This window comes from Salmonella bongori NCTC 12419 (assembly GCF_000252995.1).
GTDB lineage: Bacteria > Pseudomonadota > Gammaproteobacteria > Enterobacterales > Enterobacteriaceae > Salmonella > Salmonella bongori.
This window is the reverse complement of the sequence record NC_015761.1, coordinates 834845-851280: the sequence shown is the minus strand read 5'-3', so window position 1 is coordinate 851280 and position 16436 is coordinate 834845. Positions and strand designations below refer to the sequence as shown.

The 16436-nt window shown below is 52.5% G+C and carries 15 protein-coding genes and 3 pseudogenes; 7 read left to right on the top strand and 11 right to left on the bottom strand.

What is annotated here, in order from left to right:
• Positions 1–478: 478 nt before the first annotated feature.
• The 5 genes and pseudogenes from SBG_RS03945 to SBG_RS03925 all read right to left on the bottom strand — a co-directional run.
• A pseudogene (locus tag SBG_RS03945) lies at positions 479–1255 on the bottom strand (phage tail protein); the annotation flags it as partial.
• The gene (locus SBG_RS03940) at positions 1252–1857 is read right to left on the bottom strand and encodes a phage tail protein I (protein ID WP_001086799.1); all 606 of its coding nucleotides are present in this window, start codon (positions 1855–1857) and stop codon (positions 1252–1254) included. The gene SBG_RS03940 and the pseudogene SBG_RS03945, both read right to left, overlap by 4 nt.
• Positions 1850–2758, bottom strand: a complete 909-nt coding sequence (locus SBG_RS03935; protein ID WP_000268334.1) for a baseplate assembly protein — start codon at positions 2756–2758, stop codon at positions 1850–1852. Before SBG_RS03935 ends, SBG_RS03940 begins: the two co-directional genes overlap by 8 nt.
• On the bottom strand, positions 2745–3104 hold the full coding sequence (locus SBG_RS03930) for a GPW/gp25 family protein (RefSeq protein WP_000177407.1): 360 nt from the start codon (positions 3102–3104) through the stop codon (positions 2745–2747). The genes SBG_RS03935 and SBG_RS03930 overlap by 14 nt, the downstream gene beginning before the upstream one ends.
• Positions 3101–3654, bottom strand: a pseudogene (locus tag SBG_RS03925) (phage baseplate assembly protein V). The gene SBG_RS03930 and the pseudogene SBG_RS03925 overlap by 4 nt, the downstream one beginning before the upstream one ends.
• Here SBG_RS03925 and SBG_RS23450 point away from each other — a divergent pair.
• Positions 3621–4176: pseudogene (locus SBG_RS23450) on the top strand (tyrosine-type recombinase/integrase); the annotation flags it as partial. The pseudogenes SBG_RS03925 and SBG_RS23450 sit on opposite strands and share 34 nt — an antisense overlap.
• A gap of 153 nt (positions 4177–4329) precedes the next feature.
• Here SBG_RS23450 and SBG_RS03915 read toward each other — a convergent pair.
• Positions 4330–4884 (bottom strand): TetR/AcrR family transcriptional regulator, encoded by a 555-nt coding sequence (locus SBG_RS03915; protein WP_000662486.1) that lies wholly within the window; start codon positions 4882–4884, stop codon positions 4330–4332.
• A gap of 167 nt (positions 4885–5051) precedes the next feature.
• Between SBG_RS03915 and SBG_RS03910 the strand changes: the two genes are divergently transcribed.
• The gene (locus SBG_RS03910; protein WP_000217413.1) at positions 5052–6263 is read left to right on the top strand and encodes an MFS transporter; all 1212 of its coding nucleotides are present in this window, start codon (positions 5052–5054) and stop codon (positions 6261–6263) included.
• The gene (locus SBG_RS03905; protein ID WP_000023537.1) at positions 6260–7075 is read left to right on the top strand and encodes a Cof-type HAD-IIB family hydrolase; all 816 of its coding nucleotides are present in this window, start codon (positions 6260–6262) and stop codon (positions 7073–7075) included. Before SBG_RS03910 ends, SBG_RS03905 begins: the two co-directional genes overlap by 4 nt.
• Before the next feature lie 35 nt (positions 7076–7110).
• Here SBG_RS03905 and SBG_RS03900 read toward each other — a convergent pair whose 3' ends face one another.
• Positions 7111–8361: an MFS transporter gene (locus tag SBG_RS03900; RefSeq protein WP_000551908.1), complete on the bottom strand. Its 1251-nt coding sequence runs from the start codon at positions 8359–8361 to the stop codon at positions 7111–7113.
• Between the two features lie 315 nt (positions 8362–8676).
• Between SBG_RS03900 and ybjG the strand changes: the two genes are divergently transcribed.
• Together ybjG and deoR are read left to right on the top strand one after the other, a co-directional pair.
• Positions 8677–9285: an undecaprenyl-diphosphate phosphatase gene (ybjG, locus tag SBG_RS03895; protein ID WP_000892320.1), complete on the top strand. Its 609-nt coding sequence runs from the start codon at positions 8677–8679 to the stop codon at positions 9283–9285.
• A 71-nt stretch (positions 9286–9356) separates the two neighbouring features.
• Complete coding sequence (deoR, locus tag SBG_RS03890; RefSeq protein WP_000450099.1) at positions 9357–10115, top strand: DNA-binding transcriptional repressor DeoR; 759 nt, start codon at positions 9357–9359, stop codon at positions 10113–10115.
• Between the two features lie 44 nt (positions 10116–10159).
• Here deoR and dacC read toward each other — a convergent pair whose 3' ends face one another.
• A complete protein-coding gene (gene dacC / locus SBG_RS03885; protein WP_000195705.1) occupies positions 10160–11362 on the bottom strand; it encodes a serine-type D-Ala-D-Ala carboxypeptidase in 1203 nt (400 codons plus the stop codon).
• Between the two features lie 243 nt (positions 11363–11605).
• On the opposite strand from dacC, the gene SBG_RS03880 reads away from it, so the two are divergent.
• Positions 11606–12232, top strand: a complete 627-nt coding sequence (locus SBG_RS03880; RefSeq protein WP_000631914.1) for a glutathione S-transferase family protein — start codon at positions 11606–11608, stop codon at positions 12230–12232.
• Here SBG_RS03880 and SBG_RS03875 read toward each other — a convergent pair.
• On the bottom strand, positions 12229–13350 hold the full coding sequence (locus SBG_RS03875) for a PQQ-dependent sugar dehydrogenase (RefSeq protein WP_015702779.1): 1122 nt from the start codon (positions 13348–13350) through the stop codon (positions 12229–12231). The two genes, SBG_RS03880 and SBG_RS03875, sit on opposite strands and share 4 nt — an antisense overlap.
• A gap of 117 nt (positions 13351–13467) precedes the next feature.
• Positions 13468–13851, bottom strand: coding sequence for a biofilm formation regulator BssR (gene bssR, locus SBG_RS03870; protein WP_000259654.1), 384 nt, complete (start codon positions 13849–13851; stop codon positions 13468–13470).
• A gap of 229 nt (positions 13852–14080) precedes the next feature.
• Between bssR and rimO the strand changes: the two genes are divergently transcribed.
• Positions 14081–15406 carry a 30S ribosomal protein S12 methylthiotransferase RimO gene (rimO, locus tag SBG_RS03865; RefSeq protein WP_000073310.1) on the top strand — a complete coding sequence of 442 codons (1326 nt, stop codon included), beginning with the start codon at positions 14081–14083 and terminating at the stop codon, positions 15404–15406.
• A gap of 116 nt (positions 15407–15522) precedes the next feature.
• On the opposite strand, the gene gsiD is transcribed toward rimO, so the two are convergent.
• A complete protein-coding gene (gene gsiD / locus SBG_RS03860; RefSeq protein ID WP_001238269.1) occupies positions 15523–16434 on the bottom strand; it encodes a glutathione ABC transporter permease GsiD in 912 nt (303 codons plus the stop codon).
• Positions 16435–16436: the final 2 nt, after the last annotated feature.

The following is a 16436-nucleotide window of genomic DNA, read 5'->3' as shown; positions in this document are numbered from 1 at the left end:
TAAAATTCAATCTAAGATTGATGGCAGGGATGAAAATAAATGATGTTTGTTGTGACTAATTTTTTTTGATATTTTTATATAAATAAAAATGTGTGAATGGTATTTTTTTAATTCAATCTTAACTATTATTTTCCAATGAAATAAATGTTGTATGTATCGTTTGAATTAACAATGTCCCACATTATTCTGACGTTTTTGAAAACCGAGGTATTCGAGAAGCCCTGAAATGCTTTTCCCGCTGAGATTTGTCAGCGTGGCATCAGGTGGCTGTTTTCCCGACAACGCGTTCATCACTGTTGTCGTAAAGTTAGGATCATTTCCCATCGCAGCCGCCAGTTCATTCAGTGTATCCAGCGCCTCCGGCGACGGAACCGACCAGCCCGGCAACGGCAGATTTCACAAACGCGGTAGTGGCAATCTGCGTATTGTTCGTTGACTGAACTGCAGTGGGAGCCGTGGGCGTTCCGGTCAGGGCCGGATTTGCCAGCGGTGCTTTCAGTGTCAGCGCATTGTTCATGGTGGTACTGAAATTCGGGTCATTATTGATAGCTGCTGCAATTTCTTTCAGCGCATCCAGCGTTGCCGGTGCGCCACCAATCATGGCAAGAATAGCAGCCTGCACAAAGGCCGTATTTGCAAGCTGCGTCGAATTATTGCCTGCCGCCGCAGTCGGCGCTTTTGGCGTGCCGGTGAGTGTCGGACTGTCTTTTGGTGCATACTGCGAATGAGGATCAACAGCTTCAAGGTGCTTTGCCATCAGGTCATCAACATACACCTTAAGCTCCAGCACCTTGTTATCCACATATTTGCGGGTTGCCAGAACCACAGCAGGGCCAATTTTCAGGGTGATGTTATCGGTGCTGCTGGTAATCAGTACCATGCGCACGGTCTGCGTACGTCCGCTCCCTTCTGCCAGTTGTGACTCGTAGCTCTCAGGGCAGTTACCCACAGCGATCAACGCACCGGTTTCATCAAACAAACCAACTTCACGAATCCACCAACCGCCCTTATTTTCCGGGATCACCTGCTCAGCAATAATCTGGCTGCTATTCTGCGGATCGATATACAGCATATTCAGCGCCGCGCGGCGCTCCTCAGCCACTAATGCGGTCTGTTGCGAATTGGGTGTGGGCAGCACACCGCCACCGCTACCCACCTCCATATGGGTAATTTTCAACGGGACACCGAGCGCGGTGGCGCTTGCCAGTTTCGCCGCGCCGATATCCGTCAGCAGGGTGTAAAATTTTGCGCTCATGGGTTCACTCTCATCGTGTCAATAACATGGACCGCTCCGCCCTCATAGGCGGTGCCGCCGGAAATAATGGTTTCGTTGATGTACGGGTAGATCGTGATTTCTTCGCCGGTGTAGGTGGCTGCACCCACAAAATACGGGCCGCCTGTCTGCAGGTTGATGGACATACCAACCAGATGACGGCTGCATGGTTTGGCATCACCGATCAGGCGCTCCAGCTCCAGATAGGTTCCTTCTGTTATGCCCTGGTCCTGCACGCCAATATCCAGACGGAACGTCCCCGGCGTTTCGCCGGTCTGCCACCACTCAATGATGCGGATCAGGAAGCCGAACGGCTCCACCACGCGCCGCACGGCGCTGGTTGTCCCCTTGTGCTGATGGATATAAAAAGCGTCCTGCACAACGCGGCGCTTGACGCTTTCTGCCCAGCTCTCATCCCAGCGGTCAACAGAAAACGCCCAGGCAAGATAAGGCAGAAATCTGATCGGGCAGGTTGCCGGGTTCCACAAATCACGCAGCGATACCTGCAGATCGGAAATCCCGTTGCAGGTCTGCGCCAGTCGGCGCTCAAGCGGCGACGAACCCGGCGGCAACAGACTATTCATCCGTGCCCCCGTTGGTAACGCTCCATTCAGTACAGGATGCCGCCTGCGTCTTATCCAGCACCACATCCTCCAGAGGGGACGTCAGCTCCACACGCTGGACGCCCTCCACGTGCAACGCGGCATAAATGGCGCTGCGGCGGATATCACGTCCCAGCCTCGTCTGACTGGCGATGTACCTCTGCAGGCTGGCTTTTGCCGCCGCCATAACAGGCTCCTCTTCCGGCCCTGGATAAAGAAAAATGGTAGCCTTCACCCGGTACGGGATGATCTCCGCACTACGAACCGTCAGACGGTCAGCCACCGGGCGTACACTTTCACTGTTCAGGGCTTTTTCAATCACATCCAGCAGGTCTTTTACTGCTGTACCGTCACCCTCCCGGCTCAGCACGGTAAGTACCACCTCGGCAGGGGCCGGACTGGTTGCGCTGGCATCTGCCACACGTCCGTCCGCACTTCTGGCGTGAAATTCATAGGCTCCCGTAGGGCCAGCAACGGACAGTCCCTCAAATGCTGCAGGGATGCGCTGGCGCAGCGCCTCATCATCTTCCATCACTGCGGCGACCGGCGGTACTGCATCATTATCAGCAGGCACTACCGTCAGACGTTTCACGTTGCAGTTGGCTGCCAGCTGCTCAAGATCATTTCCCATCGAATAGGCCACCATCACCGCCTGCGCAGCCTCGTTAATACGCTGGCGCAGCAGGATTTCGCGGTAGGTGCTTTCCTGCAGCAGCTTGGTGACGGGTTCAGATTCCAGCGCCAGCGTGCGCCGCACCGCGTCCTGTTCATCCACAGGATAAAGAGCCACAAAAGAGGCCTTGCGCTCAGCCAGCAACGTCTCAAAATCCGGCACGTCCACTATCTGCGGCGGCGGTAACCAGGAAAGGTCAATGACTGCCATTGTCTGCTCCTGTTGATATGGAAAGGGAAACCGGTGCTCCGTTATTACTATGTCCCGTAAGCTCAACCACCATAGAGCCGTCAAAATTGCCGTTGATGGTGATGGAGTCCAGCGTAAGGCGCGGCTCCCAGCGGTTCAGCGCCACATAGACTGCAGACATAATCTGCAGGCGCAGTGCCGGGTTCTGCGGCTGGTCAATCAGGGCAGACAGTAGGGAGCCATATTCCCGGCGAGCAAGACGACTGCCCTGCGGCGTCAGCAGAATATCCCGCACCGACTGGCGCAGATGGTCGGTATCTGCAATTACCTGCCCGTCATTCCTGCTCATACCGATATACAACGTCATACCGGACCTCCCGATGTATCCCCGCCTGACTTAACGCCAGTGTGACCGTGTTTATCCATCACGACCCCGTTAGACTCATTGCGCCGCCGCCCTGGGTGACGCCGCCGTTGATCACCACCTCGCTGTTAATGCGTGTTGTGTCAGCCTCCACCACAAACTCACCGGTTTTGAGGGTGATATTATCCGCCGCCTCGATCACCATGGATTTGATACCCCGGACATGCCACCGCCCGGTGGCGGGTTCGTACTCAAACCAGCCCCCGTCCGGGTACTCCGTCACGCAGCCGTCCACAGAATCCGACGGCGGCGCAAACTGATTGGAGTAGATGGCGGGCAGCACAAAAGCGGTTTCCAGATTGCCGCCCATGCTCAGCACCACCACCTGCTCATCCGGCGACGGACACCACCATGTACGGGCACCACCGGCACGCAGCGTCAGCCAGTTAATCCAGTTGGTTTCAAGCTCGCCCACTCTCACCCGGCACAGCTAGTTTTCCCGGTCCACTTCGGTCACAGTCGTATCCGAACCCACTGGAGAACATGCGAAAATTCATCATCGCAGAAAAAGAGATGGCATGGCTTACCCATGAGCAGATTGTTGAATTGCTGGCTGATTGCAAACGTCAGGACTCAATTCTGGCACTGGTAGTCAAGATATGCTTAAGCACAGGCGCACGCTGGCGAGAAGCAATAAATCTTACCGGCTTACAGGTGACCAAATATCGAATTACTTTTGTAAGAACGAAGGGGGAAGAAAAACAGAAGCATCCCTATCAGTAAAGAGCTTTACGAAGAGATCATGGCACTTGATGGGTTCAATTTGTTCACAGACTGCTATTTTCAATTTTTGTCCGTGATGGAGAAAACGTCCATCGTGATCCCACGCGGTCAACTAACACACGTTCTGCGTCACACGTTCGCTGCGCACTTCATGATATCGGGCGGAAATATCCTTACTTTGCAAAAAATCCTCGGACATCACGACATAAAAATGACTATGCGTTATGCACATCTGGCACCGGATCACCTAGAAACAGCGCTGCGTTTCAATCCTCTGGCAACGCTGCCAAGTGGCGACAAAGTGGCGGCAGCGGTTGACAATCCCCCGTAATCGTCACATCTCACCACCAACCCAACTTATTGATTATCTTGCAACTCATTGTTTTCACCAACCCATTTACATAAATGGGTTTTTTGTTGTCCGGCCCTGAACGAGGAGACGACATCATTCTCCGGCGATACGCCTTACCATTTGTAAAATCACGTCACGCGCCAGTGGCGTTCTATCCGTCACAACATGCAGCGTCATTCCCTCAATAAACGCATCCAGCGCGCGGGCGGTCTGTGAGTCAAACCACTGCGTTAGCGTATTCTGGCTACGTTGCATCCAGTTTTGCATGACGATTTTTAATGCCGGCTTGCTGCTGGCATAGGCATATAATTGATACATCAGCGCCATATTATCCGGTGTAGTAACCTGTGAACCGTAAATCATTTCAGCTATCGCCTGACACGCCTCCTGCGTATCCGTCACCTGCGCAAAAAAATGCTGATATTGATGCGACATATTTTCGGTGAATAGCGTGAAAGCTTCGCTTAATAAGGCATCCATACCGGTAAAATAGTAGGTCATAGAGCCAAGCGGCACCTGTGCGATAGCGGCGATTTTTCGGTGCGTCACGGCATGAACGCCATATATTTTTACCGCTTCCAGGGTGGCCTGAATAATTTTTTCACGTCGCTCAGGGTCATTGACGCGTCGAACGGAATTTTCTTTCATGATGGGTTCCACGGCTCATTCAGGAGACAGGCGAGAGTAGCTTATCGCTGATACTGCAAAAAAAAGACAGCCAACATATCTGTACACCAAAGTATGACAACGATATGTACAAATGTACACAAGCTTGCTAATGTTAACCTCTCGCTTCTTTTTTCTGGCCTGACGCTATGACCGTCCTCTCCTCACGCAACGCCTTGAAACACCGGACCTGGGCGCTGTTTATGTTCTTCTTTTTACCCGGACTGCTGATGGCATCCTGGGCAACCCGGACACCTGCTATCCGGGATATTCTTTCCGTTTCTACTGCCGAAATGGGCGCGGTCTTATTCGGGCTTTCTATCGGTTCGATGAGCGGTATTCTTTGTTCTGCCTGGCTGGTGAAACGATTTGGCACCCGTAAGGTTATCCGCACGACGATGACCTGTGCAGTAGGCGGAATGATAATTCTTAGCGTCGCACTATGGTGTACCTCTCCGCTGATCTTTGCCCTTGGATTAGCGGTTTTCGGCGCCAGTTTTGGTGCAGCCGAAGTAGCGATTAACGTCGAAGGGGCCGCAGTTGAACGCGAACTGAAGAAAACCGTTCTACCGATGATGCATGGTTTCTACAGTTTCGGCACGCTGGCAGGCGCGGGGGTCGGCATGGCGTTAACGGCATTAAGCGTCCCGGCTAACCTCCATATCATCCTCGCGGCTGCCGTGGCTATTACACCCATTTTTATTGCTATTCGGGCGATCCCTGACGGTACGGGTAAAAACGCATCGGAAGGTTCTCACCTTCAGGAAAAAGGATTACCTTTTTATCGGGACATCCAGCTTTTGCTTATTGGCGTGGTAGTGCTGGCGATGGCATTCGCCGAAGGCTCCGCGAATGACTGGCTGCCGTTACTGATGGTAGACGGGCACGGTTTTAGCCCAACCTCCGGTTCTCTGATCTATGCCGGTTTTACACTCGGTATGACCGTTGGCCGCTTTACCGGTGGTTGGTTTATCGACCGTTATAGCCGTGTAGCGGTTGTTCGCGCCAGTGCGTTGATGGGAGCGCTGGGAATTGGTCTGATTATTTTTGTGGATAGTGCCTGGGTTGCTGGCATATCAGTCATTCTTTGGGGATTAGGTGCCTCGCTCGGCTTCCCACTGACTATTTCTGCTGCCAGCGATACCGGTCCCGATGCGCCAACACGCGTAAGCGTTGTCGCCACAACCGGCTACCTGGCGTTTCTGGTCGGGCCGCCGCTGTTGGGTTATCTGGGGGAGCACTATGGATTACGCAGCGCCATGTTGGTCGTGCTGGCGCTGGTTATTCTGGCGGCGCTGGTGGCGAAGGCCGTCGCCAAACCTGTATCGACGACGCAACCAGTGATGGAGCATAACGCATGAGTATCAAATTAATCGCCGTCGACATGGACGGCACTTTTCTGAGCGATCATAAAACCTATAACCGTGAGCGGTTTATGGCGCAGTATCAGCAAATGAAGCAGCAAGGCATTCGCTTTGTCGTAGCCAGCGGCAATCAGTATTACCAGCTAATTTCCTTCTTTCCGGAAATTGCGCACGAAATCGCTTTTGTCGCGGAAAATGGCGGCTGGGTGGTAAGCGAAGGAGAAGATATTTTTAACGGTGAGCTGACAAAAACCGACTTCCAGACGGTTGTCGATCACCTGCTCACACGTGCCGATGTAGAGATTATCGCCTGCGGGAAAAACAGCGCCTACACGCTAAAACGGTATGATGATGCCTTAAAAGCCGTTGCGGCAATGTATTACCACCGTCTGGAATTCGTGGATAATTTTAATAATATTAACGATGTCTTTTTCAAATTCGGGCTCAACATTACCGATGAGCGGATACCAGAAGTACAGGCGGCGTTGCACGACGCCATTGGCGATATCATGGTCCCCGTTCATACTGGCTATGGCAGCATCGATTTAATTATTCCCGGCGTCCATAAAGCCAACGGCCTGCGCCTGTTACAGCAGCGTTGGGGCATTCATGATAATGAAGTCGTGGTGTTCGGCGACGGCGGCAACGATATTGAGATGCTACGCCAGGCCGGGTTTAGTTTTGCGATGGCGCACGCCAACGAAGTGGTCGCGGCAGCGGCGAAATACCGCGCCGGATCGAATAATCAGGAGGGCGTGCTGGATATCATTGATGAGATATTAAAAAACGCGCCGCCGTTCAACATCTAGCGGAGGCATCTCTATGCCTGAGCACTGAAGGTTTCTCAGGCATAGCCGCTCTCAGGATCTGTTTGCGAATCCCCTGTCCGCTTATTTTTTAAGAAGACCAGCATTAGCAGCAGCCAAAGTATGCCATTTGCCAGATTAAACAGGCTAAATAGCCCGTTGCCGCCGCTTAACCAGGCATGTTTGCTCACTTCAATGCCCACGGTAAAAATTAACATCTGTAGCATTCCCATCGCCGCTGATACCGTTCCTTTACTCATATCACTGGAGAAAAGCGTCAGACGCACCAGTCCGGCATTCGCCAGCCCAATGCCAAAAGCGTATATGCTTAGTCCTGCCGTCATCCATAAGTAAGCATGAGATGAAACAACCGTCGCCGCCGCGGCAATAATCAGCCCTGCCACGATAGGCCAGCCGCCCATCACGATCAGCGAGCGAACCGTACGTCGGGAAGTTAAACGCGCCAGAACTAGGTTACCGGCAATCAACGCGCCAAAAACAGGCACCTGCAGCAGTCCATATTCATAGCTGCTGAGCTGTTCGCCGCTAATGATAATAATCGGCGACTGGGCAATCCAGGCCAACAGCGGCAGGCTGACAAATCCCAAAGCTAACGCCCCTGCGACAAACCGTCGATTTTTTATTACCCGCTGATAGTCTCGTCCAAGATCTTTGAGCGACAGCATTTCGCCGCGCCGCGTGGCGGTCTCCGGCATTGCACGCTGTAATCCGAAAAAGGCAATAGCGGCCAGCGCGGCAAACAGAATAAACATGCCCTCCCACGGCAGAACATGTACCCATGCAGCCCCAACCAACGGTCCCAGTAACGGTGCGATTAGCGCTACGTTCGCCATCAGGGCGGTAATTTTTATACATACCGCTTCCTCAAAGGATTCCTGGATTGCGGCATACCCCACGGCGCCGATAAAACACAGGCTAATTCCCTGTAAAAAACGCAGGAATGTAAACTGTTCAATATTTTTCGCCAGCAACGTCGCCAGGCAGGTGACAATAAACCATATAACGCCCGCCAGCATCACGGGACGACGACCAATACGGTCGGATAACGGTCCAAGTAGCCACTGTAAGAACATGCCGCCCGCCAGATAGGCGGTCATTGAGGTCGGAACCCAGTCCAGGCCCGCCTGGTACTGCTCCACTACCGCCAACATCCCCGGCTGGATCATGTCGTTGCCAATATAGGTAGAAAATTCGTACAGCACCAGACAGAGAGGAAAAAGTAGCGCCTGGCGTCCCAGCCTGGCGCCTGATTGTGTACGGTTATGCATTACCATCTCTTCGCAAATAAAAAACCGCGCAAAGTGTAATGAAAGTCCCGGAACGGAGATAGTAAATTATGAGACGTCAATGAAAATTGCGCACATTTTTACAGAAAGCCGTTTAGCGCTGGCATACTTTAAGGTTAATTTAAGTTGACGCCGTTATCATGGAAGATATTTTATGCCATTGTCTTAAATCTCTTTTGTTGCAGCGAAATAAGACAATACCGCTTTTCCTTCGTGTTACGGTGCCTTTATGCTCAGTTTGTACGGGGATAATCGCTGGCTGTCCCTTTTGATCTCATTGCTTTGAGCCTGGATGTTATGCTGGAAAACCTTAACAACTCGCTGTTTTATGTTATCAACGCCACGCCTGATTCTGCGCAGTGGATGATTTCACTCGCAACCTTTATCGCCAAAGATGTGATCAACATCGTCCCGCTTTTAGCCGTTGTGCTCTGGTTGTGGGGGCCCCGCGACCAGGTCTGCGCCCAACGTCAGTTGATTGTGAAAATAGGTATCGCACTGATTATCAGCCTGGTGGTTTCATGGGCAATGGGACACCTTTTCCCGCACGATCGTCCTTTTGTCGATCATATCGGCTACAACTTCCTGCATCATGCTCCTGATGATTCTTTCCCCAGCGATCACGGTACGGTGATTTTTACCTTTGCGCTGGCATTTTTGCTCTGGCATCGTCTCTGGTCAGGCATCATCATGATGGCGATAGCCACAACTATTGCCTGGTCGCGCGTCTATCTCGGCGTACACTGGCCGTTAGATATGATTGGCGCGCTGCTGGTGGCGATGCTTGGCTGCCTGAGCGCACAACTGATCTGGCAACGATACGGTACGCCGCTCTACCAGGCTTTGCAGCGTTGTTATCGTTTCTGTTTCGCGCTCCCCATTCGTAAGGGGTGGGTGCGTGACTAAACGGCAAAAAAAAGAGTAATATTAAACGCTCTGTATGGTACGGGGCGCTTATTTGACTCTTCAGGAGAATTATGGAAACGCGACGCGACGAGCGGATTGGTCAATTGCTGCAGGCCTTAAAACGCAGCGATAAACTCCACCTTAAAGAAGCCGCGACCCTGTTGGGCGTCTCTGAAATGACCATCCGTCGCGATCTAAACCATAAAAGTGCGCCCGTCGTGTTGTTGGGTGGCTATATCGTACTGGAACCCCGCAGCGCCAGTCATTATCTGTTAAGCGATCAAAAATCCCGTCTGGTAGAAGAAAAACGCCGCGCCGCGCAGCTGGCCGCAGGCCTGATACAGGCGCATCAGACGATATTTATCGATTGTGGTACCACCACCCCCTGGATTATTGAAGCCATTGATGATGACCTTCCCTTTACGGCGGTATGCTATTCGCTTAATACCTTTCTGGCGCTGCAGGAAAAACCTCATTGCCGTGCTATCCTCAGCGGCGGGGAGTTTCACGCCAGCAACGCGATTTTTAAACCACTTGATTTCCATGAAACGTTAAACAATATTTGCCCGGATATTGCGTTTTATTCCGCCGCCGGCGTTCACACCAGTAAGGGCGCGACCTGCTTTAATCTGGAAGAACTGCCGGTAAAACATTGGGCAATGACGATGGCACAGCGCCATGTACTGGTGGTGGATCACAGTAAATTTGGCAAGGTACGCCCGGCGCGGATGGGGGAATTATCACGCTTTGATACGATTATCAGCGACCGCCGCCCCGATGATGCCTTTGTGGCCTACGCTAAAGCGCAGCACATCACTCTGATGTATTAACCGCAGGTTGCCGGATGAACCGCTCACCCGGCAATCAGATTATCTTATGAGAACCAGCTACCAAACCACTGATGGAACTTCATCAATACAAAATCCCACATCCGGCTGAAAAATCCGCCTTCATCGACATTTTCCATCACCAGTAACGGGCGCTGTTCAATGGATTTCCCGTTAAGCTGGAAGTCGATAGTGCCGACAACCTGCCCTTTCTTCAACGGCGCCGTGAGCTGTGGTTCGTTCAACGTAAAGCTGGCCTTGAGGTTTTTAAGCTGCCCACGCGGAATCGTCACAGACCCCGCATCGCCCGCCCCCAAATTGACCTCACGTTTATCGCCAAACCAGACCCGTTGCGTCACGAACGTCGCGTCTGGTTTAATCGGCGTAACCGTTTCAAAGAAGCGGAAACCCCAGGTCAGCAGTTTTTCTGACTCATTAAAACGAATACGGTCCGTTTTCGCCCCCAGCACGACCGAGATCAGGCGCATATCGCCCTGGGTGGCGGACGCGACAAGGTTATACCCGGCCCCTGCCGTCGTTCCCGTTTTCATGCCGTCGACATGCAGATTCGTGCTCCACAACAGTCGGTTACGGTTTGGCTGACGAATATTATTAAAAGTAAACTCTTTCTCTTTATGAATGGCATACTCGTCAGGCACATCGTGGATCAAAGCCTTGCCAAGCAGCGCCATATCACGCGCGGTACTAAACTGCCCTGGCGCATCAAGGCCGTGTACCGTCTGGAAGGTTGTATTCGTTAACCCCAGTCGTTTCGCATAGGCGTTCATCAGACCGATAAAGGACTCCTTGCTTCCGGCGACATAATCGGCAAGCGCAATACAGGCATCATTACCTGACTGAATGATGATGCCTTTATTAAGGTCCGCCACCGACACCTGATCGCCAGGCTTCAGAAACATCACTGACGAACCTCGTAGCGCCGGATTCCCTGTCGCCCAGGCATCTTTACCGACCGTTACCATATCGGTCAGCTTGATTTTCCCCGCCTTTAACGCCTGACCGACAACGTAGCTGGTCATAATTTTTGTCAAGCTAGCAGGATCGAGTTTTTCATCGGCGTTGCCTTCCGCCAGCACTTTACCACTGGCGTAATCCATTAAGATCCAGGCACGCGCGTCAACGCCCGGCGGCGCGATCGTTTGCTCCTCCGCCTTTACAGGCGACGCGAAAAGGAATAAGAGAAGCGAACCTGCAGCGAGGCTACGAAGGGAAGAAGCGTATTGCGTCATAGTACCACCCGAGTATCCATTCCAAAAACACACGTCACACCACCGTGTAATAAGTGCGGTGAGTAATAGCGCACTCACGACGTTAAAGAAACCGTAACTTGGTAAAGTTTTTAAAGTTTATGCAATAACATCCCGTTACGCTTCCTTCATAACGATTTTTTTACAGGCCATTGTGTAAATGTTAGGTTTATCTCACGGTAGGCCGATGACTGTCATCATCCTGATAAAACATAAGGGGTCAATATGATTACGCTGTGGGGCCGGAACAACTCGACTAACGTTAAAAAAGTGTTGTGGACGCTTGAGGAGCTTGAACTGCCATATGATCAAATTCTGGCAGGCGGGAAGTTCGGGGTTAATCAGGATGCCGACTATCTGGCAATGAATCCCAATGGCCTGGTACCGCTACTTAAAGATGATGAAACCAACCTGTTATTGTGGGAATCGAATACCATTGTCCGTTATCTGGCGGCGCAATACGGCCAAAATCGGTTATGGGTCGATAGTCCGGCGCGCCGTGCGGAAGGCGAAAAATGGATGGACTGGGCAAACCAAACGTTAAGCCCGGCGCACCGTGTCATCCTGATGGGATTAGTCAGAACCCCGCCGGAAAAACGCGATCGGGCGGCAATTGAGGCGGGTATCGAAAAGTGCGATAGCCTGTTTGCGCTTCTTGATGAGGCTCTGGCCCGGCAGCCATGGTTCTCGGGGGAGAATTTCGGCACTGGCGATATCGCTATTGCGCCTTTCGTCTATAACCTGTTGAACGTGGGTCTGAAATGGACGCCACGCCCGAATCTGGAGCGCTGGTATCAACAGCTCACCGAGCGCCCTGCTTTTCGCAAAGTGGTGATGATCCCGGTGACCTAACGCGTGGCTGCAGGACTGACCTTGAGTAACTGCCCGTCGGACTCATCGGTCAATACATATAAGTAGCCGTCAGGTCCGACACGCACATCACGGATGCGCTGTTTTCTGTCGCCCAGAAGACGGCCTTCTTCCGTCACCGTATTGCCATCGACGCGCATCACAATGACCTCTTTATCTTTTAGCGCGCCGATAAACAGTGTGTGCCGCCACGGTGCAAAAACATCACTGGTATAAAAAGCCATCCCGCTTATCGCGGGAGAATCCTTCCAGTAGTAAACCGGTTGCTCAGTCCCCTCGACAATTTCGCCTTTGGCTTCCGGCACTTTCAAACCGCTATAATTGACGCCCCATGTGGCCAGCGGCCAGCCGTAATTTTTGCCTTTTTCCGGAATATTAATTTCGTCGCCGCCGCGCGGACCGTGTTCATGCAGCCATAACGCACCGCTCCAGGGATTGATTGCCAGTCCCTGTGGATTACGAATACCGTAAGCCCAGATTTCCGCACGCGCCCCCGCCTGATGAACAAATGGATTATCCGGCGGGATTTCGCCTTGCCCGGTCAACCGTACCAGCTTGCCCTGTAACTTATCCAAATCCTGTGCAGTAGAGCGTTGGTTATTTTCACCCAGGGCAATAAAAAGATCTCCGTTCGCGTCGAATGCCATACGTCCGCCGAAATGGTTGCCAGTGGAGAGTTTCGGCATCTGGCGAAACACGGTACGGAAATGCTCCAGACGCCGGAGATCATCGCTCAGCCGCCCAAAGCCGACTGCCGTGCCGGCTTTTCCCTCGCTGTCGACTTCGGTATAGCTCAGCCAGACGCGGCGCGACTGGGCAAAGTCAGGTGCCAGCACGACGTCCAGTAAACCTCCCTGCCCACTAGCCCACACGTTCGGTACGCCAGCCAGCGGATCGGAAAGGCCCTGTCCAGCCTGCCAGTGACGTAGTTGCCCCCCTTTCAGGGTAATCAGCATTCCACGGTTATCGGGCAAAAAAGCCAGCGACCACGGATGATCAAGTCGGGTTTGCAGTACCTCAACATTCACCGGCGCAAGCTCCGCATTAGACCACGAAGAGAAAAGGGATAATGAAACTATCGCGAGAAGTATTCGACGCATACCGCCTCCTTCAGGACCCTGCGTTAAAGCGTAGCCAGCATCAGAGGAGGTCGGTTTATTTTTACAAAACATTAAGCCACGCGGTCCGGTAAAAGGGGGAGTCGCCTCCCCCGGTGTTCAGACCTGTATAAGGGGTGAATGTGCTTTCAGACTCTGAATGCTCAGTGTCAAAGTTGTCAGACAGTTTTCAAGTTTATCTGCGTTGACGGCAATAAAGGCCGGACAATCATGGTGTCCGCTCATTAAACACACCGCGGCGGCAGCGAGCGCACCTTCAGCGCGGCGCAGCGCATTCCACTCTTCCTGATCAAGATGCAGTCTCTGCCGTAGAGATTGATCGTGGAGTTCGCGGTTCAGTTCAAAAAAATTATCACGCAGAGTGTCACTTTCGCTGACTGACATATACCCCTTCGCTTTTCGCAGTTGCAGATAAGCGGCCAGATCGATACGCGCGTTTATCAGCTTGTTGAGAAGATCGGTTCTCAGTCTGTCAACGACCATACCTTTTTCCTCCTCTTTTCTACCAGGGTTCAACATAATAGTATGGTCGTTTTTTAGACAAATGGGTGTCTGAGATCAAGAATTTTCTTAGAATTACCCTTTTTCACCCTTCGTTAATAACGGCAGTGGCGTATGCCGCTGCTGCCAATGAGATTGCGATACAATTTTTGTCCGGATATCTGTAGAATCCCTGCCCTGACCACTCCAATAAATGAACACTTTTTAAGCTATGAGTAATGTAACCCACCAGCCGAAGATCGGCTTCGTTTCCCTGGGCTGTCCGAAAAATCTCGTTGATTCGGAACGTATCCTGACTGAACTGCGCACCGAAGGCTATGACGTTGTACCACGTTATGACGATGCGGATATGGTTATTGTCAATACCTGCGGTTTTATTGACAGTGCGGTACAGGAATCACTGGAAGCCATTGGCGAAGCGCTGAATGAAAACGGTAAGGTGATCGTCACCGGCTGCCTGGGCGCAAAAGAAGATCAGATCCGTGAAGTGCATCCGAAAGTTCTGGAGATCACCGGGCCGCATAGCTATGAGCAGGTTCTGCAGCACGTGCATCATTACGTGCCAAAACCGAAGCACAATCCATTTTTAAGTCTCGTACCGGAACAGGGCGTAAAGCTAACGCCGCGCCATTATGCGTATCTGAAAATTTCCGAGGGCTGTAATCACCGTTGCACATTCTGCATCATTCCGTCGATGCGCGGAGATTTGGTCAGCCGTCCGATTGGCGATGTGTTAAGCGAAGCAAAACGTCTGGTTGACGCCGGAGTCAAAGAGATTCTGGTGATCTCACAGGACACCTCCGCCTACGGCGTGGATGTGAAGCATCGCACCGGTTTCCACAACGGCGAGCCGGTGAAAACCAGTATGGTAAGCCTGTGCGAACAGTTATCAAAACTGGGCGTCTGGACGCGTCTGCATTACGTTTACCCCTACCCGCACGTTGATGATGTGATCCCGCTAATGGCGGAAGGCAAAATCCTGCCCTATCTGGACATTCCGCTGCAACATGCCAGCCCGCGAATTCTTAAATTAATGAAACGTCCAGGCTCCGTTGACCGCCAGTTGGCGCGTATTAAGCAGTGGCGCGCAATCTGCCCGGAGCTAACGCTCCGCTCCACCTTCATTGTCGGCTTCCCCGGTGAAACGGAAGACGATTTCCAGATGCTGCTCGACTTCCTGAAAGAGGCGCGTCTTGATCGTGTGGGCTGCTTCAAGTACAGCCCGGTAGAAGGCGCAGGCGCGAACGATCTCCCGGATCAGGTGCCGGAAGCGGTGAAAGAAGAGCGCTGGAATCGTTTTATGCAACTGCAACAGCAGATCTCCGCTGAACGTTTGCAGGAAAAAGTAGGTCGTGAAATTCTGGTGATCGTCGATGAGGTTGATGAAGAAGGCGCTATTGGGCGCAGCATGGCGGATGCGCCAGAAATTGACGGCGCGGTCTATCTGAACGGCGAAACCAACGTCAAACCTGGCGACATCGTACGCGTGAAGGTAGAAAACGCCGACGAATATGATTTGTGGGGAAGCCGGGTTTAACCCATTCTCCCTCTGGCATTCATGCCCGGTGGCGGTATGAATGCCTTATCCAGCCTACGTTCCTGCCCACTTCAGGCCTGGTGGTCATTAGCGTCACGGGGCAGTACCGCTAAATCTTACCCTTTAACCTTCGGGTCCAGCGCATCGCGTAGCCCGTCGCCTAACAGGTTAAATGCCAGCACCGTCAGGAAAATCGCTACCGCCGGGAATAGCGCGACGTGTGGTGCGATGACCATATCCGCCCGCGCCTCATTGAGCATCGCTCCCCACTCCGGCGTCGGTGGCTGCGCGCCTAATCCGAGAAACGACAGACTGGCGGCGGAAATGATCGATGTACCGATACGCATCGTAAAGTAAACGACGATTGACGAAACCGTCCCCGGCAAGATATGGCTAAACAAAATCGTCACGTCACTGGCGCCGATACTGCGCGCAGACTCAATAAAGGTCTGCTGTTTTAAGACCAGGGTATTTCCGCGCACCAGACGGGCAAACGCCGGAATAGAAAAAATCGCCACCGCCACGATTACATTGGCGATACCACTGCCCAGCACCGCGACGACGGCAATCGCCAACAGAATGCCCGGGAAAGCAAACAACACATCGCAAATGCGCATAGTGAGACGATCCCACCAGCCTTCATAATATCCCGCCAGCAATCCCAACACAGTGCCGATTATCGCGCCGATAAGTACCGCAAATACGCCAGCCGCCAGCGAGATCTGCGCCCCCACGAGAACCCGACTAAAGATATCTCTTCCCAGAGAGTCAACGCCAAACCAGTGCTGCAAAGAGGGACCGTTATTCAGGCTGTCATAATCAAAATAGTTTTCCGCATCGTAAGGCGTCAGCCAACGCGCGAAAATCGCCACCAGAATTAACGCCAGTACGAATCCTCCGGCGCTCAACGCCACATGCTGGCGGCGAAAGCGACGCCAGAACTCCCGCCACGGCGTACGTATCTGTTCGGGTTTTACCACAGGCATGGCATTCAACATCGCCTGGCGGCGCCAGTTTAATAATCGCATCC